Origin of the sequence: Bartonella sp. PS17NMGDW, from assembly GCF_042193555.1 — a bacterium.
In the GTDB taxonomy this organism is placed as follows: domain Bacteria; phylum Pseudomonadota; class Alphaproteobacteria; order Rhizobiales; family Rhizobiaceae; genus Bartonella; species Bartonella grahamii.
On sequence record NZ_JBHILY010000001.1, the window covers coordinates 185,159 to 211,681 of the forward strand.

General features: G+C 38.0%; 22 protein-coding genes and 2 pseudogenes. 10 read left to right on the forward strand and 14 right to left on the reverse strand.

Translation table 11 applies throughout. From position 1 onward, the window contains the following. Positions 1-168: 168 nt before the first annotated feature. Positions 169-912, forward strand: coding sequence for a L,D-transpeptidase (locus ACFIJK_RS00720; protein ID WP_375625078.1), 744 nt, complete (start codon positions 169-171; stop codon positions 910-912). A 243-nt stretch (positions 913-1,155) separates the two neighbouring features. Here ACFIJK_RS00720 and pth read toward each other — a convergent pair whose 3' ends face one another. Further along, entirely contained in the window at positions 1,156-1,737 is a 582-nt protein-coding gene (gene pth / locus ACFIJK_RS00725) for an aminoacyl-tRNA hydrolase (RefSeq protein ID WP_375625972.1), read from the reverse strand. Between the two features lie 75 nt (positions 1,738-1,812). After that, on the reverse strand, positions 1,813-2,442 hold the full coding sequence (locus tag ACFIJK_RS00730; RefSeq protein ID WP_375625077.1) for a 50S ribosomal protein L25/general stress protein Ctc: 630 nt from the start codon (positions 2,440-2,442) through the stop codon (positions 1,813-1,815). Positions 2,443-2,734: 292 nt separating this feature from the next. Between ACFIJK_RS00730 and ACFIJK_RS00735 the strand changes: the two genes are divergently transcribed. Further along, entirely contained in the window at positions 2,735-4,234 is a 1,500-nt protein-coding gene (locus ACFIJK_RS00735; RefSeq protein WP_375625780.1) for a helicase HerA domain-containing protein, read from the forward strand. On the opposite strand, the gene ACFIJK_RS00740 is transcribed toward ACFIJK_RS00735, so the two are convergent. The 4 genes from ACFIJK_RS00740 to lgt all read right to left on the reverse strand — a co-directional run bounded on the left by ACFIJK_RS00740 (position 4,231) and on the right by lgt (position 8,469). Then, on the reverse strand, positions 4,231-5,163 hold the full coding sequence (locus ACFIJK_RS00740) for a ribose-phosphate pyrophosphokinase (protein ID WP_375625782.1): 933 nt from the start codon (positions 5,161-5,163) through the stop codon (positions 4,231-4,233). The two genes, ACFIJK_RS00735 and ACFIJK_RS00740, sit on opposite strands and share 4 nt — an antisense overlap. A 479-nt stretch (positions 5,164-5,642) precedes the next feature. Next, positions 5,643-6,434: a peptidoglycan editing factor PgeF gene (gene pgeF / locus ACFIJK_RS00745; protein WP_375625784.1), complete on the reverse strand. Its 792-nt coding sequence runs from the start codon at positions 6,432-6,434 to the stop codon at positions 5,643-5,645. A 102-nt stretch (positions 6,435-6,536) separates the two neighbouring features. Then, positions 6,537-7,616: a class I SAM-dependent methyltransferase gene (locus ACFIJK_RS00750; protein WP_375625786.1), complete on the reverse strand. Its 1,080-nt coding sequence runs from the start codon at positions 7,614-7,616 to the stop codon at positions 6,537-6,539. After that, on the reverse strand, positions 7,591-8,469 hold the full coding sequence (gene lgt, locus ACFIJK_RS00755; RefSeq protein ID WP_375625788.1) for a prolipoprotein diacylglyceryl transferase: 879 nt from the start codon (positions 8,467-8,469) through the stop codon (positions 7,591-7,593). The genes ACFIJK_RS00750 and lgt overlap by 26 nt, the downstream gene beginning before the upstream one ends. 306 nt (positions 8,470-8,775) lie before the next feature. Here lgt and ACFIJK_RS00760 point away from each other — a divergent pair, with 306 nt between their 5' ends. Both ACFIJK_RS00760 and ACFIJK_RS00765 read left to right on the forward strand, forming a co-directional pair. Further along, positions 8,776-9,048, forward strand: coding sequence for an accessory factor UbiK family protein (locus ACFIJK_RS00760; protein ID WP_375625790.1), 273 nt, complete (start codon positions 8,776-8,778; stop codon positions 9,046-9,048). A gap of 381 nt (positions 9,049-9,429) precedes the next feature. Further along, the gene (locus tag ACFIJK_RS00765; RefSeq protein ID WP_375625792.1) at positions 9,430-9,930 is read left to right on the forward strand and encodes a YbjN domain-containing protein; all 501 of its coding nucleotides are present in this window, start codon (positions 9,430-9,432) and stop codon (positions 9,928-9,930) included. 45 nt (positions 9,931-9,975) lie between these two features. Here the strand turns inward: ACFIJK_RS00765 and ACFIJK_RS00770 are convergent, their stop codons facing one another. Both ACFIJK_RS00770 and ACFIJK_RS00775 read right to left on the reverse strand, forming a co-directional pair. Then, a complete protein-coding gene (locus ACFIJK_RS00770) occupies positions 9,976-11,316 on the reverse strand; it encodes an ATP-binding protein (RefSeq protein WP_375625794.1) in 1,341 nt (446 codons plus the stop codon). 8 nt (positions 11,317-11,324) lie between these two features. Beyond that, complete coding sequence (locus tag ACFIJK_RS00775; protein ID WP_375625796.1) at positions 11,325-12,029, reverse strand: response regulator; 705 nt, start codon at positions 12,027-12,029, stop codon at positions 11,325-11,327. Positions 12,030-12,171: 142 nt separating this feature from the next. Here ACFIJK_RS00775 and ACFIJK_RS00780 point away from each other — a divergent pair, with 142 nt between their 5' ends. Beyond that, entirely contained in the window at positions 12,172-12,822 is a 651-nt protein-coding gene (locus ACFIJK_RS00780; RefSeq protein ID WP_375625798.1) for an MBL fold metallo-hydrolase, read from the forward strand. Positions 12,823-12,887: 65 nt separating this feature from the next. Here ACFIJK_RS00780 and ACFIJK_RS00785 read toward each other — a convergent pair whose 3' ends face one another. Continuing rightward, entirely contained in the window at positions 12,888-13,637 is a 750-nt protein-coding gene (locus ACFIJK_RS00785; protein ID WP_375625800.1) for a BA14K family protein, read from the reverse strand. 582 nt (positions 13,638-14,219) lie between these two features. Continuing rightward, positions 14,220-14,461: pseudogene (locus tag ACFIJK_RS00790) on the reverse strand (excinuclease ABC subunit UvrB); the annotation flags it as partial. On the opposite strand from ACFIJK_RS00790, the pseudogene ACFIJK_RS00795 reads away from it, so the two are divergent. Continuing rightward, a pseudogene (locus tag ACFIJK_RS00795) lies at positions 14,450-14,602 on the forward strand (MBL fold metallo-hydrolase); the annotation flags it as partial. The pseudogenes ACFIJK_RS00790 and ACFIJK_RS00795 sit on opposite strands and share 12 nt — an antisense overlap. Before the next feature lie 51 nt (positions 14,603-14,653). Here ACFIJK_RS00795 and ACFIJK_RS00800 read toward each other — a convergent pair. From ACFIJK_RS00800 to ACFIJK_RS00810, 3 genes are all read right to left on the reverse strand, one after another. Next, on the reverse strand, positions 14,654-15,235 hold the full coding sequence (locus ACFIJK_RS00800; RefSeq protein WP_375625802.1) for a BA14K family protein: 582 nt from the start codon (positions 15,233-15,235) through the stop codon (positions 14,654-14,656). A gap of 808 nt (positions 15,236-16,043) precedes the next feature. Further along, the gene (gene uvrB, locus ACFIJK_RS00805; protein WP_375625803.1) at positions 16,044-18,314 is read right to left on the reverse strand and encodes an excinuclease ABC subunit UvrB; all 2,271 of its coding nucleotides are present in this window, start codon (positions 18,312-18,314) and stop codon (positions 16,044-16,046) included. Between the two features lie 259 nt (positions 18,315-18,573). Beyond that, positions 18,574-18,888: an SH3 domain-containing protein gene (locus ACFIJK_RS00810; protein ID WP_273788409.1), complete on the reverse strand. Its 315-nt coding sequence runs from the start codon at positions 18,886-18,888 to the stop codon at positions 18,574-18,576. A gap of 338 nt (positions 18,889-19,226) precedes the next feature. Here ACFIJK_RS00810 and greA point away from each other — a divergent pair, with 338 nt between their 5' ends. Together greA and ACFIJK_RS00820 are read left to right on the forward strand one after the other, a co-directional pair. Next, positions 19,227-19,700, forward strand: a complete 474-nt coding sequence (gene greA / locus ACFIJK_RS00815; protein ID WP_007347010.1) for a transcription elongation factor GreA — start codon at positions 19,227-19,229, stop codon at positions 19,698-19,700. A 17-nt stretch (positions 19,701-19,717) separates the two neighbouring features. Further along, entirely contained in the window at positions 19,718-20,776 is a 1,059-nt protein-coding gene (locus ACFIJK_RS00820; RefSeq protein WP_375625805.1) for a glycosyltransferase family 4 protein, read from the forward strand. A gap of 1,154 nt (positions 20,777-21,930) precedes the next feature. Here ACFIJK_RS00820 and ACFIJK_RS00825 read toward each other — a convergent pair. Next, positions 21,931-23,325, reverse strand: a complete 1,395-nt coding sequence (locus ACFIJK_RS00825; protein WP_375625807.1) for a TrkH family potassium uptake protein — start codon at positions 23,323-23,325, stop codon at positions 21,931-21,933. Between the two features lie 312 nt (positions 23,326-23,637). Between ACFIJK_RS00825 and trxB the strand changes: the two genes are divergently transcribed. Together trxB and ACFIJK_RS00835 are read left to right on the forward strand one after the other, a co-directional pair. Further along, positions 23,638-24,594, forward strand: a complete 957-nt coding sequence (trxB, locus tag ACFIJK_RS00830; protein WP_375625809.1) for a thioredoxin-disulfide reductase — start codon at positions 23,638-23,640, stop codon at positions 24,592-24,594. A gap of 42 nt (positions 24,595-24,636) precedes the next feature. Then, entirely contained in the window at positions 24,637-25,542 is a 906-nt protein-coding gene (locus ACFIJK_RS00835) for a LysR family transcriptional regulator (RefSeq protein WP_375625811.1), read from the forward strand. Positions 25,543-26,523: the final 981 nt, after the last annotated feature.

Below are 26,523 nucleotides of genomic sequence, written 5' to 3' on the forward strand. Positions count from 1 at the left end.
GAAAAAAGTCTAAAGTAACAGATAATCTGCTTTTTTACCTTAGTTCTTCTTATCTTAATGCTCTCCTTAGTCTCAAGGATAAGAAAACTTCGAATTAATGTTAATAATGTGCTAAGTTTTTCATGATATGCAAATCTGCATAAATAATTAATCGGAGAAAATAGAAGAGTGTTATCTCGTTGTGCCTTTTTAATTGCAGCACTTTTAGCTTTGGCTGGATGTGCTACACATCAGTCAGATATGTCATCGGTTCCTTTTCAACAAGTTCGATACATTCCACCAGAAATACAGGCTTTGTACGGTCCTGTAACGAATGAGACCTATTTGTTACCTGCTGTTGATCTTGCGACAATTGATCCAAAGTTTTGGCGACAAGAAGTGATTTATTATACATCTTATCCACCTGGAACATTGGTTATCGATACGCAAGAGTGTTTTCTTTACCTTATTGGTGAAAATGGAAAGGCTTTGCGTTATGGGATTGGGGTCGGTAAGGAAGGTTTAGCATTTGATGGTGAAGGGGTTGTACAGCGCAAGCGTCGGTGGCCAAATTGGGCTCCTACTGCAGCTATGATGGCTCGAGAACCAGAACGTTATGGTCATCTTGGGAAAGGAATGCCACCAGGACCCGATAATCCATTAGGTGCGCGGGCACTTTATTTGTTCAAAAATGGGAAAGATACACTTTTCCGTATTCATGGCTCACACGAATCGTGGTCAATTGGGCGTGCTATTTCAAGTGGGTGTATTCGTTTGCTTAATCAAGATATTATTGATCTTTATGATCGTGTTCCCGTTGGTTCGCGTGTTGTGGTCTTACAAAACAATAGGAGTATTCCTACAGTTTATAGTCAACAATCAAATGGCTATGATCCGCTACAGTCGACCATTCAGCCAAATGATTTTTTTTAATTTAGGGGAGAAGATTGGAGAGAGCCATTTGAATCTTTTGGTTTGCTGTTCAATCTTCTCTTTCTCTCAAAAGAGAAGATAAGCCTTTCTTTTTCAAAAGTGTACATAAGCTTGTATTCTTATTCTGTTTTCTAGCTTCTCACGTTGCCAACAGATTTTGCCTTTGAGAAAGTTTATAAGAGGCATTTTTTTCTTTTTTCAAGAGTTCTTATCCATATGCTTCACGCGACTGTGATACGCAAGTCAATGGCTTTGATTGTTTTTTATCGTTTGTGAAATTTCATTCATAAAGAGGGATTTATCATCTTTTATAAGGAGAGCGATATTTTTTGCAATTGCCTCTAAGAGAGGGGATAACCATTCTTGATCAGATTTGGTAAAATTTCCCAGAACATGCTGATGAACAAGTTCTTTTTTTCCAGGATGACCAATTCCTATGCGTATACGACAATAGTCAGTACCACAATGGGCATCAATAGACTTAATACCATTATGCCCATTATTTCCTCCACCAATTTTTATACGAACTTTTCCCGGTGACAGGTCTAACTCATCATAAATGATGATCAAATTCTTCAAATCTAATTTATAAAATCGCAAAGCTTCACCGATAGCTTGACCAGAAAGATTCATAAAAGTTTGCGGTTTTATAAGAAAAATTTTCTCATTATTTATGAAACCATTGGAGATTTCTGCTTGAAACTTCTTCGACCATGGAGAAAAAGAGAAGGACTGATAAATGGCATCAACAGCCATAAAACCGATATTATGGCGGTTATTTTGATATTGTAAACCAGGATTGCCAAGACCAGCAATAAGCCACATGTGCATCTTCAGTCAAAGTATGAGTAAGATAATGTCTCATAAATTAAGGCGGAAAGAATTCCCGCCTTTTGAATTTTATGAAGTTTGCGTGTCTTCTTCATCGTCTTCTTGTTCAGAAGTTTCATCACTGACATCCATGCCAGCAGGAGCTGAAATGGTTGCAATGGTAAAATCTCGATCTTGGATGATGGGAGTCACATCTTTTGGCAGTTGCACTGCTGAAATGTGAATAGAATCACCAATAGAGTAGCTGGCGAGATCAATTTCAATAGCTTCAGGAATAGCACTTGCTGGAGCAGTACATTCAATTTCGTGCCGGACAATATTGAGGACACCACCCTTTTTAAGTCCAGGTGCTGTATCTTCATTGAGGAAGTGGACAGGAATATTCACTTCTACAACGGATTTTGCTGAAATGCGTAAGAAATCTACATGGAGGGGAAAGTCACGCACGGGATCTAATTGATAATCTTTTGGCAAAACCATAATTTTTTGCTTGTCAAGAATAATCGTTGCAATGGTGGTACGAAAACCACCGGCATGAATTTTGTAGAAAATTTCTTTATAGGGAACTGTTATTGCCAAAGGGGGTTGTTTTTCACCATAAATGACAGCAGGAATAAGACCGTTGCGGCGAAGTTCACGGGAGGACCCCTTACCAACCCGCTCGCGTTTTTCGGCCTTAAGAGTGTAGCTTTTGCTCATAATTTAAGTCCTTTTTACATGATTGGAGATCCTTCAAAAACAATAATAGTTTTTGCATGGATATGAAGATATGCGCTAACCAACAGCGATCGCTCCATTCTGCGTTGCCTCCAAGGGTGTCTACGCAGAAGCTTGTTCTATAATTCAAACTATTCATAGATGCAAGAGTTGTGGGAAAAATCGATGATTTCTACCGTTAAAAAGGAGGAAATGTTACAAATTACGGTGTGGATGGAGAATCAACCAATATGCGCTGGCACTGATATGTTCAAAATCAAACACTGGAGATGTTATGAAGGTTGAGATTGCCTTGGGTGAGATGTCAGAGAGTCGTGCTTTGCATAAATCGATGCCAGCACTTCTTGATCTGGAAGAATTATTGGCGACACGTCTTCTTGTACAAGGTAATTCCGGTTCAGGGAAATCACATCTTTTACGCCGTCTTTTGGAGCAAAGTGCTAAGTGGGTGCAGCATTGTGTAATTGATCCAGAAGGCGATTTTGTAACTTTGGCAGATAAATTCGGTCATGTTATTGTAGAGGCTCAACGTAGTGAATTAGAATTGACTCGTATTGCTCATCGCATTCGCCAACATCGGGTTTCAGTGGTATTTAATCTTGAAGGTTTGGATACTGAACAACAGATGCGTGCTGTAGGGGCTTTCCTTGGGGCACTGTTTGATGTGGAACGTGATTATTGGTATCCTATGCTTGTCGTTGTCGATGAAGCACAATTGTTTGCTCCAACTGCGGCAGGAGAAGTTTCTGATGAAGCACGTAAGATTTCTCTTAGTGCTATGACCAATCTTATGTGTCGAGGTCGTAAACGTGGTCTTGCTGGTGTTATTGCGACACAACGTTTGGCTAAGTTGGCCAAAAATGTTGCTGCTGAAGCTTCAAACTTTTTAATAGGGCGGACTTTTTTAGATATTGATATGGTGCGCGCTGCTGATCTTTTGGGAATGGAGCGCCGCCAAGCGGAAATGTTTAGAGATCTTGAGCGGGGGAATTTTATAGCTTTAGGTCCCGCTTTATCACGACGTCCCTTACCAATCATTATCGGTTCTGTTGAAACTTTGGCACGCTCTTCTAGCCCTAAATTAATGCCACTTCCAACAGAGCGGGATGATGTGCAAGAGCTCGTTTTTACTGCTTCACCAGAGGAAATTTTAAAGCCATTTAAACAAATACGAGAGCCGATGAGGGAAAAATCAATGCACGAGATGTTAGAGGAGGTAGTGCATAAAAAACAAGAGTTGTTGGAAGAACCCCCAAGTTTATTTCCTGAACTTTCTGATGTTGAGCGTGACGGCCAAGCAGAACATATTATTCGGGAAATTCTTGAAGATTATGAGGCTTTTTATCGTTCAACAGCGGTGCTTTATCAAGATTTTTCAGTTCGTTGTCGTATCCATGGTATGTCAAAGGTTCCTTTTAATCTTTCACAGTTTCGGCGTAAATTGGCTATTGCTCAGGCTTTTGTTGATGAACAAACGGCTGTCAGTGAACATTGGAAACATATTTTGCAGATATCAGAAAGTTTAGAAGAAGATGTCCAAGGAGTGTTCTTGAATGTAGCACAGGCTGCATTAGGGGGAAAGCCATGTCCATCGGATGCATTTTTAGCACGTCTTTATGGAACTCATTCTTTAAGCCGTGCACGCCGACTTTTAACCTACTTTGAAGAGCGTGGACTTATTGTTATTCACACGCATTTTAGTGGTCAACGTATTGTTGCATTTCCTGATCTTGGTGTTGAAACAGCACCCGGAGACCCCAAGGAACCACTTTAACCAAATAAGCTGGAAACCGATTGTTCTGCTGCTGTCCTTGCTATTGCTTCCCCAATAAGGTCGGCAATGGGCAAAACACGAATATTATGGGCGTTCTCAATAGCTTGTGTTGGCATAATTGAATCTGTAATAACCAATTCTTTCATCTCTGAATTGCTAATTCGTTCGATTGCATTACCAGAAAGAACACCGTGCGTGATATAAGCCGTGACACTATTGGCACCATGTTTAAGCAGAGCACTTGCTGCATTGCATAAAGTTCCACCTGAATCAACAATATCATCAAGCAAAAGGCAATCTTTTCCCGATACATCTCCAATGATATTCATAACCTCTGATTCACCGGGACGTTCACGACGTTTATCCACAATAGCAAGCAAACTGTTCAAACGCTTGGCGAGCGAGCGTGCGCGTACAACACCACCCACATCAGGTGAAACAACAATAACATTTTCAAGAGAATAATGCACTTTGACATCGCGAGAAATGACAGGAACAGCATAAAGATTATCCGTAGGGATATCAAAAAAACCTTGAATTTGTCCTGCATGAAGGTCTAATGTTAAAACACGATGGGCCCCTGCTTCAGTAATCAGGTTGGCAACAAGTTTTGCGGAAATGGGAGTACGCGGACCAGGTTTACGGTCTTGGCGTGCATAGCCAAAATAAGGGATAACAGCTGTGATGCGACGTGCCGAAGAACGGCGAAGCGCATCAATCATGATGAGCAATTCCATCAAATGATCATTGGCAGGATAGGATGTAGATTGCAAAACAAACACGTCCTGTCCACGTACATTTTCATGCAGTTCTACAAAAATTTCTTGATCAGCAAAGCGCTTTACAGTTGCTTTGCCTAAGGGGATGTTCAAATAATTTGCAACATCTTCAGCTAGGCGTGGATTAGAATTTCCGCAGAAAAGTTTCATAGTAGAACCTCTAAATCATCATGGTGGGAATGCGACACGGTTTTTAATTTCTTTTTATTAAATTGCAAGAGAACGATTACAAAAGCCTTACAATTTTATCGATTATTGTTAAAGAGCTATGCGGTATGTTTTCTCTTTTTCCAAAAGTTTGTTGCTTTTAGAGCAAAGTTTTTTCTCCATGCGACAAAGAAATACGTATTGATTAAGCTTTTTGGTTATTACTTTATAAAAAAATGCTTTCAATATGGGGAATGTTTCATATTTAAGATGAATGAAGGGGAGTAAATAACAAAGAAGTATAATCTTGCTTTCAATCATTATAACTAAACATTGAAAATGATTCAGAGCAAATGCTATCATATTTTATGGGCTGGTAAATGATTTTGTAAAAAAAGCAAAGTACAATAGGATTTATTTTTACATTTGGGTAAAAATTTTAGTTTTGCAGTTTTGGTATTGTTTTAAAAAATAAAAGGGGATCATCTTTTATTTTTTAGCATAATAGTAGAAATTTGCCGTCCGTAATCAGGTTCACTACGGTGTATTGCACGGCGATAGGAGAAAAAACGCTGTTCATCTTTGTAGGTGCAAAGCTCTACACAAGAAGCATTAACGCCTGCTTCTATGAGTTGATGCATAATGAATGCCCACAGATTAAAGTAAAAGTGATTTATTTTGTCTTTTTTTATAAAATATTTTTGGTATTTACTGTGGCAATCAATAAATTGGTCGTAAAATTCGCTTGTTACTTCATAGTGGCAAGGACCAATACAAGGTCCAAGGACTGCTGTTATTGATTGTCTTTTGGCTCCTTGTTTTTCCATAACAGCAATTGTTTTCTCGATAATTCCATTTAAGCTTCCGCGCCAGCCAGCATGAGTTGCAGCGATGACACCTGCTTGTGGATCAGCAAACAGAATGGGTCCGCAATCTGCTGTAAGAATGCCGATTACGAGTTCTTGTGTGGTGGTAACGAGAGCATCGGCTTTAGGAGGGGAGCCGATAAAAGCTTTATCAACGACAACGACTTCACAAGAGTGTATTTGATTGACAGTGACTAAATTTTGTATCTCAACATCAAAATAATGAGCGACCAAAGTGCGGTTTTGTATAATATGTTCAGGGTGATCATTTGAGCTTTGGCCAACATTAAGGCTTTGGTAAAGGCTTTTTGAAACACCACCTTGACGAGTAAAAAAACCATGTTCTATCCCATGGGTTTGTAAAGTAGAAAGATTTTTTGCAAGAATGGGATGAGGGATAGATTTCATAAAAGTTCCTTATGGAGATTATTGGAAGCGAGGGTGGAGATGTTTATTTTAGTCAATGAATATTTCAGATACTGATGTGCTTATTGACAAAAGCGACGGTTATCAAAATTGGGGAGGTATGGAGATGTTTTTATCACAAACATGTAAAACTTTAAATAATTTTCCCATTTGATCTTGACCAGCAAGCCGTTCGATGTCCTGGCGGATTTTGTCTTGTAGTGTAGCACTTTTACTTACTCCAAGCTGTTTTGCGCGCTCCAGTAGCCCCATTTTTAAAAGAAAATCTCCTTGCTCGAAGATTTCAGCAAAACAACCTTGTTCAAGGGCTATGTTTTTTAAAAAAGAAAAATCAACATGGGATGTTAAATCATGTTCACCAGGGGCATCAAAAATATCACGGAATCTATGTTTTGACAGTGCTTGCAGTGTATCGCCAAATGCAAGATCAGCAGCACCATAGTCGATAAGTAAAGCAGAACCTGTCACTTGTACTAAATGGTGGCTGATTTGTTGCATGAATTGATGCCGTAAGGGGGAATATTCAAAAATTGTTCCGTCAGGCACTTTAGAACAATAGGTTTGTAGATAAGAAGAGGGAAGTTTATGCGGGGCAGCAATAAAGATGAGATCTCCATCTTGATTGACTGTAATGCAGCGCTCTTTCCATTCTCCATTGACTTTAATATATTGGTTGATAGGGAGTGTATCGAGAAGTTCATTAGCTATGAGGAAGAGAGGTTTTGAGGGGATTTGATTAAAATTTTCAATGCTATGGATTTGTTTTTGATAAGGGCAAAGGCGCTTTTTTTGTTCTTTTGCGAGTTTTTCACTTATTTCAAGGAGAAAAACCTCAGCTGCATTAAATGCTGTCGTAGATAATTTTTGAATGGTACGCAAAACATCATCCATGAGAGTTCCACGTCCTGGACCTATTTCAGCGAGGATAAAAGGGTGAGGACAACCATGAGCGTTCCAGCTTGCGAGAGTCCAAATCCCAATCATCTCTCCAAATAATTGGCTTATTTCGGGTGCTGTAATGAAATCACCAGCACGTCCAAAAGGTGTTTGTGTTTGATAATAACCAAATTGAGGATCGGTAAGTGCCAACGTCATATATTGGCTAACAGTGATTGGTCCATTAAGGGCAATAATTTCTTTAATTTTTTCTTTTAGATTGGTCATTTTCTGTCGATTTATATTTAAAGGCGTGGAGAAGAAGATAAAACCCTAAAAGAAGCATGGGAAGAGATAAAGCCATGCCATAGGTAAAACCAGTAGAATGGAAAAGAGTCGAAAACCATTCTGGATCTTCTTGAGGCGCACGGTAAACTTCAGAAATGCTGCGTGCTACTGCGTAGCCTATAATAAATGTTCCTGCAACAGCTCCAGGGCGCTTTAATGCCTTGAAGGCAAAAATGATAAGGCATAAGATGATGAAGAGAAGAAATCCTTCCATGAAAGCTTCGTAAAGTTGGCTTGGATGGCGCGGTAGATAGTGAGGATCGAGAGGAAAACAAACAGCCCAAGGACGTGTGGTAATATTGCCCCATAACTCTTGGTTAATGAAGTTGCAAATTCGTACAATGCCGATACCAATAGGAGCACCTGCAGCAATGATATCAAACATGGCTCGTATGTTAATATGATTTTTGCGGGCAAACCAGACCATAGCAATGATAATACCAATAAGTCCGCCATGAAAGGACATTCCCCCATCCCATACGGCAATGATAGCACTTGGATGGTTAAAATAGTAAATGGGATCCCATACAAGAACTTGTCCTAAACGCCCTCCGACAACAACACTTATGGCAGACCAGACAACAAAATCTCCGATCTTTTCTTTATCCATAGGAGGGTGGTCTCTATACCATAGAGATGTTTTTTTTAATAATTTTTGCGCATACCACCAAGCAAAAAGAATCCCCACCACGTAACCAAGTCCATACCAATGAAGTGCTATGGGACCTAGCTGGATAATGACAGGATCAAGAAAAGACGGAAAAGCAATGGCTGGACAAGAAAGATTGTTCATGAATTAAGCATCTTACATTATACGAGATGAATATAAAGTGACTCTGATGATCAGAAATGACAGATGAATGCACAATGGTCAAGTCAGTAGGGAGGCTAGTCAGAAAGGGGAATAGATTTCCACTGGTTTATTGCGGTAAAAAAATATGGTGATAAAAGAAATATTAAAAAATCTTAAAAAAAATCGTCATGAAAAATCTGCACAGTATGTAAAATATAGGGTAAAAGGAACAAATTACAGTATCTAAATGTTATGAGAATACGCTATAATGCGTGCGTCAATAATTAAAATTTAAGGAAAAATGTTATGCGTAATGGATCAAATCGTATTCTTGATGAATTAGCAAAATTAACAACAGATGCTGCTGACGTCGCGCAAGGTATACGACGTGAAGCTGGAACAGCTTTTCGTGTGCAGGCTGAAAAGATAGCAAACAAACTTGGTCTTGTTTCTCGCGAAGAGTTTGAGACTTTTAAGGAGATGATGCTGAAAATCCATGCTGATAATGCTGATTTGAAAAGGCGTCTTGATGATTTAAAAAAAGATGATTTAAAAAACGCAGACACAAAAAAAAAGTAAGATAGTTTCTTAAAAAAAGAATCTTCAAAAAAATATCCCCAATTTTTCAATATGATGCGTGAAACTAAAAAATGCTTAATCTTGAGTCTGTTAGAGCGGAGCATTTGTCTATTTTTGATTTTTTTTTGGGTAAAATACATTTTTTTGAATCAGGGGGGCTGGCGCTATGAAATTGTATCAATACACTGAAAAGACTTGATGATTCGTTTTATGACTATCAGGTTGCCCTAAACAGCGCGATTGTGTTCTGGGTGTTTGTGTGCTGTCGATGTTTTTATGTGTATTTGTTTGTTGTAAAGGTTCTGATTGTAGCAAAATATTGTTACAGTTTAGGCGGTTTATATTCTGTTGACAATGTTTTTAAGATGATTGAGGATTGTGATGAGGCTTGCATTTTGGGCCACAGAGAGAAAAGAGCACCCTGTTGACTTTATCGAACAGATTGCCTGTGAATATGATTGGTCGTTTGAGCGGGATGCGCAAGATGAAATTAGCGTTTGTGTGGAAGGAAAGCGCGCAAATTATCGTCTTGCTTTTTCATGGATGGAAGAGCATGAAGCACTTCATTTGGCTTGTTCGTTTGATCTTTTTATTAAAAATGCTCGAACAGCTGAAATACAGCGCTTATTGCTAGCAATTAATGAAAAGTTGTTGTTGGGACATTTTGATTACTGGCAAAGGAATAATTCAGTTATTTATCGGCAAGGTCTTCTTTTGGCTGGTGGGATGCATCCATCTCATATACAGGTTGAAACATTGTTGATACATGCACTTAAAGTCTGTGAAAGCCATTATGTTGCATTTCAGATGGTTGCTTTGTCGGGAGAAAGTGCTTACAAGGCACTGCAGTACACTTTGTTTGAAACTGTAGGGAATGCCTAAAATACACAGTCTGTTATTTTTACAGATGGTTTGCTGAAATATTGCTCATAGGGGGATATCAAGAATAGCGCGTAATCCTCCGAGTGGGCTCTCATCTAATTGTATATTGCCACCATGGCTGCGTGCTATGTCTTGAGCAATAGAAAGACCAAGTCCTGTTCCACTTGCATCTTGATTTCGCGCTTTATCAAGTCGAAAGAATGGCTTAAAAACTTCTGTGCGCATATTTTCATGAATTCCAGGTCCATTATCATCGATTATTAATATAAAAGATTCTTGTTGAGAGTTAGCTGTTAGTGTAACGGTTGTGCCATAACAAAATGCATTTGATACAAGATTGCTGACCAAGCGTATGAAAGCACGGGGACGTACTTGTATTTCTGTAGGACCTTCAATGGTGTAAGAAAATTGACGTTTGTGAAGATGAGCATCGGCGGAGAATTTTTGCATAAGAGCATTTAAATCAAAAGTCTTGACACTTTCACTTCCTTCACCACGAGCAAAAGCAAGATAATCTTCTAACATATTTTGCATGTCACTTACATCTTGCTCAAGCGGTTTAATATCAAAGTCAGTATTTACTAATGCTAGCTGAAGTTTAAAGCGTGTAAGAATGGTTCTTAAATCATGACTTACTCCTGAGAGCATCATGGTGCGTTGTTCGATTTGGCGTTCAATACGTTCTCGCATACGTAAAAAAGCAATGCCAGCACGACGGACTTCATCAGCTCCTTGTGGTTGAAATCCTTTTGGTAAAGGACGACCGCGTCCAAAGCTTTCTGCTGCTTCAGCCAATTGTTGAATGGGTTTGATTTGGTTGCGCAAAAAGTAAATTGCTATCAGCAATAAAACAAGCGCTGTTCCTACCATCCAGCTTAAAAAAATAGCAGTATTGGAAGCGTAGGCTTGGCTGCGTGGAGCAAAGACGCGTAAGATGTTGTGACCAAGGTGGATACGGATTTCAACAAGATTAGAATCGCCTACTGTATCAATCCAGAAGGAGCGGTTAATTTGGCGGGTGATTTCTTCACTCAGAAAATAATCAAGAATTGCGAAAAATGGTTTAGGTCCTGGAGGGGGAAGAGGGGAAGGGGGCAGGATAGAAATATTTAATCCCATGCGTTGTTGTGCAATACGCTTGATATCTTCATAGTTATCTTGTTGCGGATATGTTTCAATGATATCGATAATAGCTGAAATGTCATGCACGACAGCTATTGAAAGACGCTCGGTTACCATTTGCCAATGGCGTTCCATAAAAACGTAAGCAATGACTGTTTGCAGAAGCACCATAGGAGCGATAATAATGATCAAAGAGCGGGCATAAAGCCGTTTAGGCATTTTTTTCGTTAACCATCGAAGAAAAAATCTTAAAGGTTTGATCATTCTTGTGCCTATTCAATAGAGAGTTTATACCCTATTCCTCGCACGGTTTGGAGCCATATAGGCAGTGGTGGGTTTTTTTCGATTTTACGACGAAGGCGGTTGATCTGTACATCAATGGTACGTTCACTTATATTGCTGTCATCGGTCGCGAATTTATGGCGCGGAATTGTATTGCCTGCATTTTCGGCAAAAATGACCATCATTTCTTGTTCTTTATCTGTTAATTTAATAATTTCTCCCCCTTTTTTGAGTTCGCGCCGTGAAATTGAAAATATATAAGGTCCAAAAACGATCTGCTCAATTTTGGGTTGGTGAGGGGGAAAACCACGCCGTAAAATGGCATTGATACGAAGAAGAAGTTCACGAGGGTCAAAAGGCTTAGCAAGATAATCATCTGCACCCGCTTCTAAGCCATGGATACGATTGTCTATTTCTGATAAAGCTGTTAGCATGAAGATAGGAACATCCTTTGTTTGCCGGAGTGAATGAGTAAGATCAATACCGTTTTCACCAGGCATCATGACATCAACAATAAGAAGATCAAAATCTAAACTTGCCAACAGTCGTCTTGCTTCATTAGCATTGGCTGAAACTGAAACACGAAATCCATTTTTAATGAGAAACTGAAATAAAAGATTGCGGATACGAGTGTCGTCATCAATCACAAGAAGGTGAGGTGCGTCATCACACAAAACTTGAACATGATCGGACATTCTTAAAAACCTTGATAAAAATTTAGTTTACACAAAATGCAAGTTTACATAAGTTGTATAAAGCTGTCGAGCAGCACCTTTACCTTAAAGGAGAGAAAGTTTTATTTATAAATTTAAAAAAGTTATTTTTGAAAAGGATATTATGGGTAGTCTTAATATACATATTATTCCAGTTACGACATTCCAACAAAATTGCACTTTGCTTTTTGATAGTGAATGTAAAACGGGGGTTCTCGTTGATCCCGGTGGTGATTGGCCGCGGATTCAAGACGTAATCGAAAAGAATGGCGTTATCGTTGAGGCTATTTGGATAACACATGGTCATTTTGATCATGTGGGAGCAGCAATGCAAGCGAAAGAGGCGCTTAATGTAAAAATTATCGGTTCACATTGCGATGATAAGCCTGTGATGGATGCCGTGAGCGAAAGCGCAAAAAATTACGGCATCACTGATGCATGCATCTGTATTCCTGACCAATGGTTAGAAGATGGTGAGTGCGTTCATTTTGCTGGACATGTGTTTAAGGTTTTTCACACCCCAGGACATTCTCCTGGTCATGTTATTTATTTCAATGAAAAAGAACGCTTAGCTCTCTTGGGTGATGTGCTCTTTCGTGGTTCTATTGGACGCACTGATTTCCCCTTCTGTTCTCATGAAAAATTGATGCACTCTCTTCGAGAAAAAGTTTTACCCTTAGGCGATGATGTTTGTTTTATCTGTGGGCATGGTCCTAAAAGTAGCATAGGCTATGAGCGCCAAAATAATCCTTTTCTTCAAGATTTTAATATATGAGCAAACAAAAAAACGCTTTGAAGCGTTTTTTTGTGCCATTTAAGACTTTTTTAGTAGAACAGAAGTTAATTTATTGGGGCATAACAAATGTGTTCCAAACCATTACGGTCTCGAAAAGTCCCTGTTTTAGGGTTGAAGGAACGGTATTTTTTCTTGCAATAGTTAAGCCAATCAGATTCTAATGATTTCTGGAGTGGCTCATATTCCACCGTTTGCTGCACTTGATAAACTCTTTGATTTTGCGGAACTTTTTGATAAATCACCTGATTTTTTGGTACTATTTGATAAACCACTTGTGGCTGTTCTGGTTTTTTTAAAATTGTACCAAGAATACCCACTGCTAAAGCATCTCCTGAGTTGTCTATATGAATATTACTGTGTTTTGTCTTTTTGCGCTCAATGTGATGATATGTTTTGTTTTCAACATGATGATAATGATGATGATAATGATGATGATGATGATGTTGTTGTTGTTGTTCTGTCCTATTATGTTTGGCTTCAAATCTTCTAGAGTTTTCTTCAGAACGCTTGCGGAAATCATCAACAAACTTTTGGAAATCATCAGAATGACAGACATTTTTGCTATCAGAACAACGGGAGCTAGAAAAACTGGAACGCCAAATATCAATTTCCTTATCCATTTCCCTTGTCGCATCATCTCTTTCTTTACGCATCTTCCTCATCATATCATCTATTTCTCTCGTGATAGAGTGAGTAACATCCCATGCCATATCCGCAAGCGTTGTATTTAGCGGCATGAAAACGGTTGCAGTTGACATTGCTGATAATACCGCTAGCTTGATCACCTTTTTCATAATGATGCTCCTTGTGTAAATTCGTATTTTTCACATCCTACACATTTCAAACTGAATAGAGCCTGAACAATTTTGGACTTTATTGTGACAAAACAAAAGAAAATTCATTTAGTTAAACCCATTGCAGGTACAGTAAAATAAAATCATGAAAGAATTTTGATTTCAATTAATGTACTCTACTTGAGGCTAATTAATAAGTTTTTATTGACCCCACCCGATTTTTTACTATGGAATATAAACTCTTTATTTAGGGATAATTTTTGTATCATTTGATACAATATAAATTTAATAATAGGTGTATAAATAAAAGTTATCATTTTTTATCATATGCTTATGGTGCTATGATAAAGTCTTATTTTAATTTATTTGTATTATAGAACAGCGTCCTATTTTAATATTATCTTGTGAGGATAAATAATATTTTAGTTCGATATCAGAGTATAAATGTATAAATATAATATATTTTAGGAATTTATATATATAAGATGTTTTCTTTAAATTTGTCTGCTTTTTTAGAGTTTAGAAGTTTTTTACTTTTTTAGGGATTTTTTTATAACGCGGTTTAACAAGAAAAATTGCTTAATCGGCCATACGCTTTGTGAGAACTGTCACCAATGTGCGGTAGCCTTTTTGAATTGTTTTACGAATTTCATTCACAACATCATCGACTTGATTGCTGGCTGGACGAACCTCTGTTGGTGGATCAATGAGCCCTGTTGGACAAATAATTTGTTCTGCAAAAGTGCCATGAGATTGTTATATTTCCCAGCGTCCTGGTGTTGCAGAGACGGCAATAGTTTGTGGGGGCGCATGGCATCCCATTCTGCTTCCATGAAAAATTGATGCAATCCCTTCGAGAAAAAGTTTTTCCCTTAGGCGATGATGTTTGTTTTATCTGTGGGCATGGTCCCAAAAGTAGCATAGGCTATGAGCGCCAAAATAATCCTTTTCTTCAAGAGATTTAAGGGGGAGGGCATCAAAAACCCGCTTTAGAGCGGGCTTTTCTCAATGTTAATTCAATTTACTGGAGCATAGCAGACATGATTTAAGCCATCACGGCCTCGAAAAGTACCTGTTTTAGGGTTGAAGGAACGGTATTTTTTCTTGCAATATTGAAGCCAATCAGATTCTGATGATTGTTGTACTGGCTCATATTCCACCGTTTGCTGCACTTGATAAATCACCTGATTTTGTGGTACGTCTTGATAGACAATTTGTGGCTGTTCTGGTTTTTTAAAAACTTTACTAAGAACTGCACCTGCTGCAAGAGCAAGAATGCCCAATGCTAAAGCATCTCCTTGAATATTACTGTGTTTTGTCTTTTTACGTTCGACATAATGATATGTTTTGCTTTCAACATGATGATGTTGTTGTTCTCTCCATGTCTGGCTGAAATAATGACGCTTGTGGGGATCATCAAAAGAGTGATGTTTACTATGAAAAGAATGGGAGCTAAAATTGCGAGACGGTAAACCAGACTCCCTCTTCATTTCACTCATTTGATACCATGCCATATCCGCAAGCGTTGTATTTAGCGGCATGAAAACGGTTGCAGTTGACATTGCTGATAATACCGCTAACCTGATCATCTTTTTCATAATGATGCTCCTTGTGTAAATTCGTATTTTTCACATCCTACATGTTTCAAACTGAATAGAGCCTGAATAATTTTGGACTTTATTGTGGCAAAACAAATGAAAATTCATTTAGTTAAACCCATCTCAGATACAGTAAAATAAAATCATGACAGAATTTTGATTTCAATTAATGTACTATGCTTGAGGTTAATTAATAAGTTTGTAGTAAGAGTACCCGATTTTTTACTATGGAATATAAACTCTTTATTTAGGGATACTTTTTGCATCACTTGATACAATATAAATTGAATAATAGGAGTATGAATAAAAGTTATCATTTTTTATCATGATTTTATGGTTCTACGATAAAGTCTTGTTTTACTTTATTTGTGTTATAGTACAGTGTAATATTTGAATATTCTTTTGTGAGTCTAAATAATATTTGAGTTCGATATCAGAGTATAACTGTATAAAGATAATATATTGTAAGTAATTTTTTGATATATACAAAACATTCTCTTTAAATTTGTCTGCTTTTTTAGAGTTTAGAATTTTTTTACATTTTTAGGAATTTTTTATAACGCGGTTTAACAAGAAAAATTACTTAAAAAGTTAATAAAGTTTAGGCATTTTTTGTAAAAAGTTCTCTCTCATGGTGTTTTAGATAAATTGGAGCTCCCTTGATGTTTGAGGTTGTCTGTTTTGCGGATAATGCTGTTTGCTTTTGAGCTTTAGTTGTTTTTTTAGAAGAGCTGAAGATTATTTTAGGCGGTTTGAAATTTCTTACTCCTTTGTTGGTTGCGTTTTTTTTCGTTTTATTGTTGCTTGATTAGGGGGGGTTACCAGATTTTCCTTTTCGATTTTCCAAAATACCAGTATCCATGGTTGGTCCCATGTGTGCAAGGTCTGGTTTGGAGAAAAGACTTGGTTGTAATACGGGCTCAAGGGTAGATTGTTCGCTATGATGAGTTAAGGGGTTCTCAGGGATTTCTAGTTCTATCTTTTGTAATTGTTTGATTTCATCGCGAAGGCGTGCTGCTTCTTCAAAGTTGAGATCAGCAGCTGCTTCATGCATTAATTTTTCAAGGTGTTTAATATGAGATGCTAAATTGTTGCCAACCATATTTTTTTTCTCGATGACATCAGGGGTAATTGTGCGAATATGGTCGTTTTCATAGCCTGAATTGAGAATATCTCCGATATTTTTTTTGATACTTTTGGGTGTGATATGGTGTTCTTCATTATAGGCTATTTGTTTTTGTCGACGTCTTTGTGTCTCCTGTAAGGCTCGTTCTATGGAGCCTGTGATTGTATCTGCATAGAGGATAACGTGGCCATCTACGTTACGTGCAGCACGTCCGATTGTTTGTATGAGGGAAGTTTCAGAGCGCAAAAAGCCCTCCTTATCAGCATCTAGAATGGCAACAAAACCACATTCTGGAATATCTAAGCCTTCTCGGAGCAAGTTGATACCGATGAGGACATCAAAGGTGCCAAGCCGCAGATCGCGTAGAATTTCAATGCGTTCTAATGTATCAATGTCAGAATGCATATAGCGTACACGAATATCTTGTTCGTGGAGATATTCAGTTAAGTCCTCGGCCATACGCTTTGTGAGAACTGTCACCAATGTACGGTAGCCTTTTTGAATTGTTTTACGAATTTCATTTACAACATCATCGACTTGATTGCTGGCTGGACGAACCTCTGTTGGCGGATCAATGAGCCCTGTTGGACGAATAATTTGTTCTGCAAAAGTGCCATGAGATTGTTCTATTTCCCAGCGTCCTGGTGTTGCAGAGACGGCAATAGTTTGTGGGCGCATGGCATCCCATTCTTCAAAGCGTAAAGGGCGATTGTCCATACAGGAAGGTAGGCGAAACCCATATTCTGCTAGGGTTGCTTTTCTTCGAAAATCACCTCGGTACATGCCTCCAATTTGGGGAATGGTTACGTGACTTTCATCGATAAAAACAAGAGCATTGTTTGGAATGTATTCAAACAAGGTTGGTGGTGGTTCTCCGGGTTTTCGTCCTGTTAAATAGCGTGAATAATTTTCGATTCCAGAGCATGAGCCGGTGGTTTCCAACATTTCCAAATCAAAAATTGTACGTTGTTCTAAACGTTGTGCTTCTAAAAGACGTCCAGCTGCGTTCAACTCATCAAGGCGTTGAGCGAGTTCCATTTTGATCGATTTCATCGCTTGATTGAGTGTTGGGCGTGGTGTTACGTAGTGTGAGTTGGCATAAATTTTAATCGATTGAAGATCGTCTGTTTTTTGTCCCGTTAGAGGATCAAATTCCGTAATTGTTTCCACTTCATCGCCAAAGAGCGAAATACGCCAAGCACGATCTTCGAGGTGGGCAGGGAAAATTTCGATTGTATCCCCTCGAACACGAAAGGAACCACGAATGAAATTGATATCTTGTCGATAATACTGTTGAGAGACTAAATCAGCCAAGAGTTTTCGTTGATTGAGTTTATCACCTTTTTCTATTTTGAAGGTCATAGCAGTATAAGTTTCTACTGAACCAATCCCGTAAATACACGATACAGACGCGACAATAATGACGTCATCACGTTCAAGGACAGCACGTGTTGCAGCATGGCGCATACGGTCGATTTGTTCATTAATTGAGGATTCTTTTTCAATATAGGTATCAGAGCGTGCAACGTAGGCTTCTGGCTGATAATAGTCATAATAGGAAACAAAATATTCGACGGCATTGTGGGGAAAAAAACTTTTAAACTCTCCGTAAAGCTGCGCTGCTAGAGTTTTATTTGGTGCTAAGATTAAAGCTGGACGCTGTGTTTCTTCAATGATTTTGGCCATTGTATAGGTTTTTCCTGAGCCGGTAACACCCAAAAGCACTTGTGTACGTTCATCTTTTTGAATTCCCTCAACCAGAGTTTTAATTGCTTGAGGTTGATCTCCTGCAGGTTCAAAGGGTGTTTCGAGTTGAAATGGAATGCCACCTTCAGATTTTTCAGGACGAATAGGGCGGTGAGGTGTCCATAATACGCCATTCTTAAAAAGAGGATTGCCTGAGGCAATCAGAGCAGAAAGAGCCTCAACTGTTGCTGTAACACCATTTTTCATTGTTGTATCCTTTAATAGAAAAGTGCTGGTGATTTTAAAGAAAATACTAATTTTTACAATTTCATTACGATAACAGCAAAACGTTATTGAACAGATTTATTTTGGTTTATTGGAGCTTTCATTAGGATATTGATCAAGTTTTTTCTATGAGACGAATTCTTCGAAGTGGTTCTTTGGAGGGGGCATATTGTGGTTGTTCTTGGACACTATTGCATTTTTGCCATGATGATATTTAAGATGGCATAAATTATTATGGCTGTTATGGAGAATAATCGGTACGTTTGGGCACTAAAGACATTGTGTATGTGTGATAAAGATCATTTCCATCTTTAAATGAAAGATAACGAGATGACACCCAACCTATTTGAGTGTTATATCGGATATGGCACCAATTGCCTTCACAGTTTTTAACAAAAACCAATTCTCCAGCAGAGATTAAGCCGCAAAGTGCATACTGAGTGCTGGGACCTGTTCTAAAATTAAGATTTCTCGTAACAAAAGCATCCGCAGCTTCAGATACTGTTGTGGCGAAAAAGAAAGAGCCAAACATAAAAAAAATGACGATTTTTTTCATTCTTCTGTAAAGAATTTCTTTAGAGATTTTCTATCCTTCTCTCTTTGTATCCCATATGATTTCTTTTGCTAGATTATGATAAAACAGAAAAAAATACAATTCTTTCTTCTTTAGGAGATTTTAAAGAGAAGAGTGAAGTTTAACGTTTTAAACACCAAAATGAGATGTTTTAATCACTATTTGTGCATGTTTTGTTTCCTTTATTTATTTTTGTATGGAAAATAGCGATACTGTACTATATAATAAAAAAGATCGTAGTTTTCGGATTCCAAAAGTAATTTTGGAAGCCGTTTTTTGTGTTTTTATTAAACCTTCCGTGTAATAGAAAGGGACGGATTATGGAAAAAGTTCCGATGACTACAGCTGGTTTTGAGAGTCTTAAAGAAGAGTTGCGTTGGCGTCAACAACAGGAGCGTCCGCGAATTATTGAAGCAATTTCTGAGGCGCGTGCACATGGTGATTTATCAGAAAATGCTGAGTATCATGCAGCTAAAGAAGCACAAAGCCATAATGAGGGGCGTATAAATGAGCTTGAAGATTATATTGCCCGAGCAGAAGTTATAGATGTTTCGCGTCTTTCAGGCGACAAAATAAAATTTGGAGCAACCATTAAACTCTTGGATGAGGATACAGAAGAAAAAAAAGTGTATCAGATCGTAGGAGATCAAGAAGCTGATGTAAAGGTTGGTAAAATCTCTATTTCTTCGCCTATTGCACGTGCACTCATTGGAAAGCAAGAAGGTGATGTGATTGAGGTGAATGCACCAGGTGGTGCGCATAATTACGAGATCATTAAGGTTCAGTATATCTAAATAACATATGGATTATTATGCGTGTATCTTTGGACGAAACTGAAATTATTGCGCCTCACTTTAAAAGGCGTTTATCGGGAGTAACATCTACGATTATTCAGCTTATTCCACTGCAACGCGAACAGGGTGTGCGTATATCCACTTTAGGGTTTGGTTTACCACAAACTTTGCCGACTCTTGCCTTTAAGGACCTTTTCGGACTTTGGAAAAGTCCGAAAGGGAAGCCATTTCGTATTTGGCATGCACGACGCAATATTGAGATGCTGTGCGGGGTGTTTTTACGCGATGTTTTGCGAATGAAGCTTAAACTCATCTTTACTTCGGCATCTCGACGCGAACACAAGCCTTTTACCAAATGGTTGCTTCGTCGTATGGATAAAGTTATCGCTACTAGTGTATGTACGGGAACCTATCTAGAAGTGCCTCATAAGGTTATTATGCATGGAGTGGATATTAGGCGTTTTTCACCCCCCAAAATTCCTGATGATTACTTTCCAGCAACTGGGGTGCCAGGAAAATATGCGGTAGGATGTTTTGGGCGCGTGCGCTATTTAAAGGGTACTGATTTGTTTGTGGACGCGATGATAGCATTATTGCCTGACTATCCCGAATGGACAGCACTTATCGCTGGTCGGACTACAGAACAGCATTATGGTTTTGAAAAGAAATTACGACAGAAGATTGCTGAAGCTGGTTTAAACGACCGCATTATTTTTCTTGGTGAAAGGCTTGATATACCTGTGTGGTATCGCCGTTTATCACTTTATGTGACTCCTTCTCGTTTGGAAGGTTTTGGTCTGACACCATTGGAGGCAATGGCATCACAGACGGCTGTAGTGGCGAGTGATGTAGGAATTTTTAAAGAATTGGTGGTCAAGGGAACAGGAACAGTTGTAAAAGCAGGAGATGGAGCGGCTTTAAAAGCAGCAATTGAACCTTATTTTGCTGATGTAGAAAAAACATTGGCAGCCGGAAAGAAAGCTTTAACCCATGTTCGTACGCACTTTCCTTTGGAAAAAGAGGCAACCGAGATTGAGCGTGTTTACAAAGAACTGTTTGCGGAAAAAACACTTTGATTATTATATCAAAAATCTTTTTGAGGAGTGATAAAAAGTTTTTTCCTTAAAGATTTTTCATAGTCATCAAGAAAACAGCTCAATGATATAAATGTTATTTTACAAAATTTATATTTTCTTTAGTAGAACGCTATAAGAAGTTCTCAAAATTTTGGATAAAATATTAAAAATGTATACGCTTGAGAGCAACATGTGCTTTATGATAAAGCATATTAGGAGAGAGGAAAGCTATTTTTATTCAGTGATATTTTAGAATAAGAAAATAATGCTTTAACTCAAGTCTAGATATACGGTGTCGTACTGATATTGTTCGTTTTGGAAGACTTAAATAGATGGAAAAAACGTTTTCTTGTCTTAAAAAAGATATTTATGGTGTCTCCATGGGTAAAATAGTCGTACATATTTTCAATAAATTCATAATAAGATGGATCTAAGATCAATATATATATATGATTTCTATAGATAATTTACCTTTTTAATTTGAATAAGAGCTATCCTCTTGCACATCACAATTGGAAGAAAGCATGTGGTGGATAAAAACTATTGAAGACAGGGTGTAAAGAGATTTCTTATAAATTGTCTGAACTGCAGGTTGTTACGGCATTAACAGAAAGAAAATAATATGGTGGTACTAATTTATATCTTATTTTGTGGTACCGACTTGCACCTTATTATTATTTAAGTAAAAATGATGGTGCCCATTTTATATCTTTCATGAGAACTGTCGTGAAATGGGGTTGATGAGTATTGTGAGATTTTTTTTACAAACAAGCTTGTGAATCCATAATATAATAGCATTTTTTCTATAAGGATGTAACTCTATTAAAGAGAAAAAGCACTTTTATCAGCAAATATTCATATTTTTTGCATGAGAGATTATTCGTAAAAAAAGGATGTTCTATGTGCCCACTTTATTTGATAAAGAAGATCAATAAAGTGAAGTTTTATATGTTCTCGATTTGAAGGCTCTTGGTATTTGATTGTTCTTGTCGAATTATTTTTATATCAACATTTATATCGTTGATATGATGACTTGTATGAAATTTTAGGAAATCTTCAGTGGATTGAGTAAGGGGTGAATATTATGACTCATACTGTTCACGCCTTTTTATATTGTAAATTTTTTATCATAGTAGAATAAAATGCTCTATGCATTAGAATTGTTCACGCCAGAAAGCGGGAATAAAAAGGACGAATATTGTTATGATTTCAAGGCGTCCAGCTAACATTAGAAAACTTAAAATCCATAAAGCATTATCGTTGATTGTAGAGAAATTACCAGTGGGGCCAATAATATCTCCAAAGCCTGGACCAACATTTGAAAGTGCGGTTAAGACTCCCGTAAAGGCAGAGGTAAAGTCAAGACCGGTTGTAAGCAAAAGTGCAGTGCCGATAACGAGGCAAAACATATAAAGACAAACAAAAAACAAAACGGCTTGAGCAACATCGTTTGATATATTTGAGTGATCGTAGCGGGCCTTTACAACGACATTAGGAGAAAGAAGTTTTTCTATATTTGTTTGTGTAATACGCCAAAGAATAATGAGGCGATTGATTTTCATGCCACCAGAAGTAGAACCAGCACATCCGCCTGTAAAAGAAACAATGAAGAAAATTCCAAGCGCAAACGGTCCCCAAAGTTGATAATCTTCAGCGCTGTAACCTGTGGTGCTAATAATGGATGAAAGGTGAAAAATGACATCAAGGAAAATCAAGTGGAACGCGCGATGATCATAAAACCGTAGCCATGCCGCTAAAGCAAAGCTGAAAAGGAGAACGATATGGAGAAAAACAATCACTTGTGGGTCAAGGAAGCGTTTGGAGTGTCCAGGAAGGACTAATTTAACATAAAGTACGAAGGGCAAAGCAGAAAGCAACATGAAGATTGTTGAAATAATTAAGATGGCTGGTGTATCAGAAAAATAACCAAAAGAAGCATCATGCGTTGAAAAACCAGCTGTTGCGACTGTACTCATTGCATGGTTAATGGCATCAAATAAATTCATGCCTGCAGCAAAATAAGAAAGCATACAAGCCAATGTTAACCCAACATAAGCGATGATAATTCCGTTAGCAATTTGGTTGATGCGAGGCAATATTTTTTCAGATTTATCAGATGATTCCATATGAAAAAGTCGTACGCCACCCACACGCAGTGAAGGCAAAAGTAAGAGGGCTAAACCGATAAAACCAATACCCCCAATCCAGCATATAAGAGAACGCCATAACAAAATACTTCGCGATAAATTATCAAGATCAGAAAGGACTGTGGAGCCTGTTGTTGTAATTCCAGAAACAGATTCAAAAATCGCTCCTGCTAGAGAAATGGGAAGAGGAGAAAGATAAAGAGGTAAGGCACCTACGATACTTCCTGTTAGCCAAAGGCAAACAGTGAGCATAAAGCCAAGCCGTGCTGAAAAACGACAAGTAGCTCCCTTAGTTGCTAAAAGAATCAGCGTTGCTAACATGGTGGTTATGGCACAAGAATAGAGAAAGGTTATCCAATTACGATTGTTGTCGTGCAGATCCACAAAAATTGGCAAAAGCATTGCTCCTGCCATGATTAACGCAAACCGTGCACAAACATTGATAATAAACTGAAAAATGACCGTTCCCTATCTTTGTATCTCTTTTTATTATGGTTTTGTGCTCATAAGAATTTACGTTTTTCTCTTCATAGGATAAAGATTAATCCTTAACATTAGCATGCCTTGATGAAATTTGTAATCAGACCTTTTCATAAAACTTGAAAATGAAGTATGTATAACATAATTGGAGTTCTTGAAAAATATTTTTTTAAAAGGCTGCATTCCGTTATCATTTATAGAATAATTAAGTTATAATAAAGTGAAGGGGATTTAATGGTACAATCACATATTCGTCTGCTGATTATTGGCTCAGGTCCGGCTGGTTATACAGCGGCGATCTATGCAGCAAGAGCAATGCTTAAGCCGGTTTTGGTGACGGGCTTGCAGCAGGGTGGACAATTGACAATTACAACTGATGTTGAGAATTATCCAGGTTTTGCAGATCCCATTCAAGGACCGTGGTTGATGGAACAAATGGCGAAACAAGCTGAGAATATGGGGACAAAAATTTTCTATGATACAATTATAAAGGCTGATTTGTTGAAGTATCCTTTTGTTTTATATGGGGATTCAGGAACACAATATTCTTGTGATTCCCTGATTATTGCAACAGGAGCTCAAGCGCGCTGGCTTGGTTTAGAAAGTGAACAGACCTTTATGGGCGGTGGTGTGTCCGCTTGTGCTACATGTGATGGCTTTTTTTACCGTGATAAGGACGTTATTGTCGTGGGAGGAGGAAATACCGCTGTTGAAGAAGCACTTTATTTATCGCATTTGGCTAAAAGTGTAAGCGTGGTTCACAGGCGGGGGCAGTTTCGGGCAGAAAAAATTTTACAAGATAGGTTGCTTGCTTGCAAGAACGTACGTATCATTTGGGATCATGTGGTGGAAGAAATTGTGGGGCTGCCTGCACAGGGGGCAGTGGGCGCTGTTGTAACAGGGGCACGTCTAAAAAATGTTAAGACAGGTCACGAGATGACAGTGAATGCAGAGGGAATATTTATTGCTATTGGGCATGATCCTGCTGTTTCTCTGTTTGAAGGACAGCTGAAACAAAAACGAGGCGGCTATTTATGGACAGCACCGGACTCAACAGCAACAAGCATTGCTGGTGTTTTTGCTGCTGGGGATGTAACAGATGAAATATTCCGCCAAGCTGTAACAGCTGCAGGAAGAGGATGTATGGCAGCGTTGGAAGCAGAACGGTTTTTGGATATACCTAAGCGTTAGTAATTCATTGAGAACATAAAGAATCTAGAGGTAGAATTAATTGTGGCGCCACCGTTGGATTGGGATAAGTTAAGGGTTTTTCACGCTGCAGCAGAAGCGGGATCTTTTACGCATGCTGCTCAAAAACTTCATTTATCTCAATCAGCAGTTTCACGACAGGTTTCGGCTTTAGAACAAGAGGTTGGGGTATCCTTATTTCAACGTCATGCGCGTGGTTTGATTCTTACAGAACAGGGAGAAACTCTTTATCGTACAGCTCATGATGTTTTGATGAAGCTTGAAAGTGTACGTTTGCAATTAAGTGAAAGCTATGAAAAACCAACGGGGCACTTGCGTGTGACCTCGACCTTTGGAATGGGGGCAGGGTGGATTGCAGAGCGTATGCCAGAATTTCTTAGTCTTTATCCTGATATGCAGGTTCAGCTTTTGCTTTCCGATGAAGAGCTTGATTTGACAATGTGTCATGCGGATTGTGCTGTTCGCTTACATCAACCCCAACAACCTGATCTTATACAAAGAAAACTCTTTACAATTCATATGCATGTTTATGCTTCGGAAAAGTATATTGCAAATTATGGAAAGCCGGAAAAATTGTCTGATCTCGATGAGCATCGTATTATTTCGTTCGGTGAACCTGTCCCACCTTATTTGTCTGGTTTAAATTGGTTGGAAAAGGCTGGTAGAAGTGATGGATCATTGCGCGTTTCAGTTCTACAAATCAACAATATTATCTCAATAAAGAATGCGCTTATGCGTGATCTTGGGATTGCTGTGCTGCCTGATTATATCGTCAATAATGATGAGCATTTGGTGCGTCTTTTTCCTGATATGGTTGATATTCCTTCGTTTGATACTTTTTTTTGTTATCCTTATAATTTAAAGAATTTGGCAAGATTAAATGCTTTTCGAGATTATATTTTTTTAAAAGCCCGTCAGTGGTCTTTTTAATGTTAATGCCTTAATTTATAAGGAATAATTAACTGTTCTATAACTTGAGACTCCCTAATATTCTTTCGTTTCAAATTTGCCTATATTGAATCAATTAAAACTATTCGTTGCATATTAAAAGTGGGGGGAGTCCGTGTGGAGAAATACTTTTGGAAAAAGGGATAAATGTTTTTTATGAATACTAGCGAATGTGAGAGTTATTATATATTGAAAACTGGACAATCGTGTGATGGTGTAGCTTACATTTTTATATTTAATTAAAAAGAATGGTACATGATGGAGACAAATTTAAAGCTATGTGTTTATTGCATAGCAGATACGCTTAAGTCTTTATTGTACTTTTTCTTATAAGATGACATAGAATACTATCTCTTGATTATGTTGCCTCCCAGTGCATTTTCTTGAGTGTTCCCTTACGAAGATCTATCAGATTGATTTTATCTCTGAGGATTTTCCAAATTTGCCGGACAGATGTCCGGCTTTTTTTTATTTTTGAAAGAGCTCCTAGAAATTGCAATATATGGGAGGATGATAAGGAAAAAATTTCGAAATTTGTAGATATCCAACATTTTTTTAAGAATACTACAATTCAATAAGGAGTTTGAGAGAGATTTATCATGTTGTAGCATAAAAGTCTGTCTTTTAGGGACGTGATATAAAATATTTAAAACTTTATACATGAAGTGCTTTTTATTAGAGTGTGAGGTGAATATTTAAGGCAGGTTTTGTTCATAAAGCCTATGAAGTAAATCAAGTCGTTATTAGATAGAACTTAAAGGAAACTGGATTGTTTACATAACGACGGGAGGTGGCTTCTTCTTCATTTTAGGACCAAGAAGAAGCCGAGAAATAAAAAAGATTTGATTGTAAGGGCTCTTGATTATAAGGGCAATTGTATTTAAAAGTTCTCGATCTTTTTTAGAGTTATAAATTGAATGGAGAAAGCAGAAAAGGTTTTTCATCTTTCATGATAATAAACCG

Coding starts and splice junctions, on each gene's coding strand:
- pth (WP_375625972.1), bottom strand. CDS start 1,737: ATGTGGCTTATTGCTGGTCTTGGCAATCCTGGTTTACAATATCAAAAT.
- ACFIJK_RS00730 (WP_375625077.1), bottom strand. CDS start 2,442: ATGAGCAAAAGCTACACTCTTAAGGCCGAAAAACGCGAGCGGGTTGGT.
- ACFIJK_RS00735 (WP_375625780.1), top strand. CDS start 2,735: ATGAAGGTTGAGATTGCCTTGGGTGAGATGTCAGAGAGTCGTGCTTTG.
- ACFIJK_RS00740 (WP_375625782.1), bottom strand. CDS start 5,163: ATGAAACTTTTCTGCGGAAATTCTAATCCACGCCTAGCTGAAGATGTT.
- pgeF (WP_375625784.1), bottom strand. CDS start 6,434: ATGAAATCTATCCCTCATCCCATTCTTGCAAAAAATCTTTCTACTTTA.
- ACFIJK_RS00750 (WP_375625786.1), bottom strand. CDS start 7,616: ATGACCAATCTAAAAGAAAAAATTAAAGAAATTATTGCCCTTAATGGA.
- lgt (WP_375625788.1), bottom strand. CDS start 8,469: ATGAACAATCTTTCTTGTCCAGCCATTGCTTTTCCGTCTTTTCTTGAT.
- ACFIJK_RS00760 (WP_375625790.1), top strand. CDS start 8,776: ATGCGTAATGGATCAAATCGTATTCTTGATGAATTAGCAAAATTAACA.
- ACFIJK_RS00765 (WP_375625792.1), top strand. CDS start 9,430: ATGAGGCTTGCATTTTGGGCCACAGAGAGAAAAGAGCACCCTGTTGAC.
- ACFIJK_RS00770 (WP_375625794.1), bottom strand. CDS start 11,316: ATGATCAAACCTTTAAGATTTTTTCTTCGATGGTTAACGAAAAAAATG.
- ACFIJK_RS00775 (WP_375625796.1), bottom strand. CDS start 12,029: ATGTCCGATCATGTTCAAGTTTTGTGTGATGACGCACCTCACCTTCTT.
- ACFIJK_RS00780 (WP_375625798.1), top strand. CDS start 12,172: ATGGGTAGTCTTAATATACATATTATTCCAGTTACGACATTCCAACAA.
- ACFIJK_RS00785 (WP_375625800.1), bottom strand. CDS start 13,637: ATGAAAAAGGTGATCAAGCTAGCGGTATTATCAGCAATGTCAACTGCA.
- ACFIJK_RS00800 (WP_375625802.1), bottom strand. CDS start 15,235: ATGAAAAAGATGATCAGGTTAGCGGTATTATCAGCAATGTCAACTGCA.
- uvrB (WP_375625803.1), bottom strand. CDS start 18,314: ATGAAAAATGGTGTTACAGCAACAGTTGAGGCTCTTTCTGCTCTGATT.
- ACFIJK_RS00810 (WP_273788409.1), bottom strand. CDS start 18,888: ATGAAAAAAATCGTCATTTTTTTTATGTTTGGCTCTTTCTTTTTCGCC.
- greA (WP_007347010.1), top strand. CDS start 19,227: ATGGAAAAAGTTCCGATGACTACAGCTGGTTTTGAGAGTCTTAAAGAA.
- ACFIJK_RS00820 (WP_375625805.1), top strand. CDS start 19,718: ATGCGTGTATCTTTGGACGAAACTGAAATTATTGCGCCTCACTTTAAA.
- ACFIJK_RS00825 (WP_375625807.1), bottom strand. CDS start 23,325: ATGCTTTTGCCAATTTTTGTGGATCTGCACGACAACAATCGTAATTGG.
- trxB (WP_375625809.1), top strand. CDS start 23,638: ATGGTACAATCACATATTCGTCTGCTGATTATTGGCTCAGGTCCGGCT.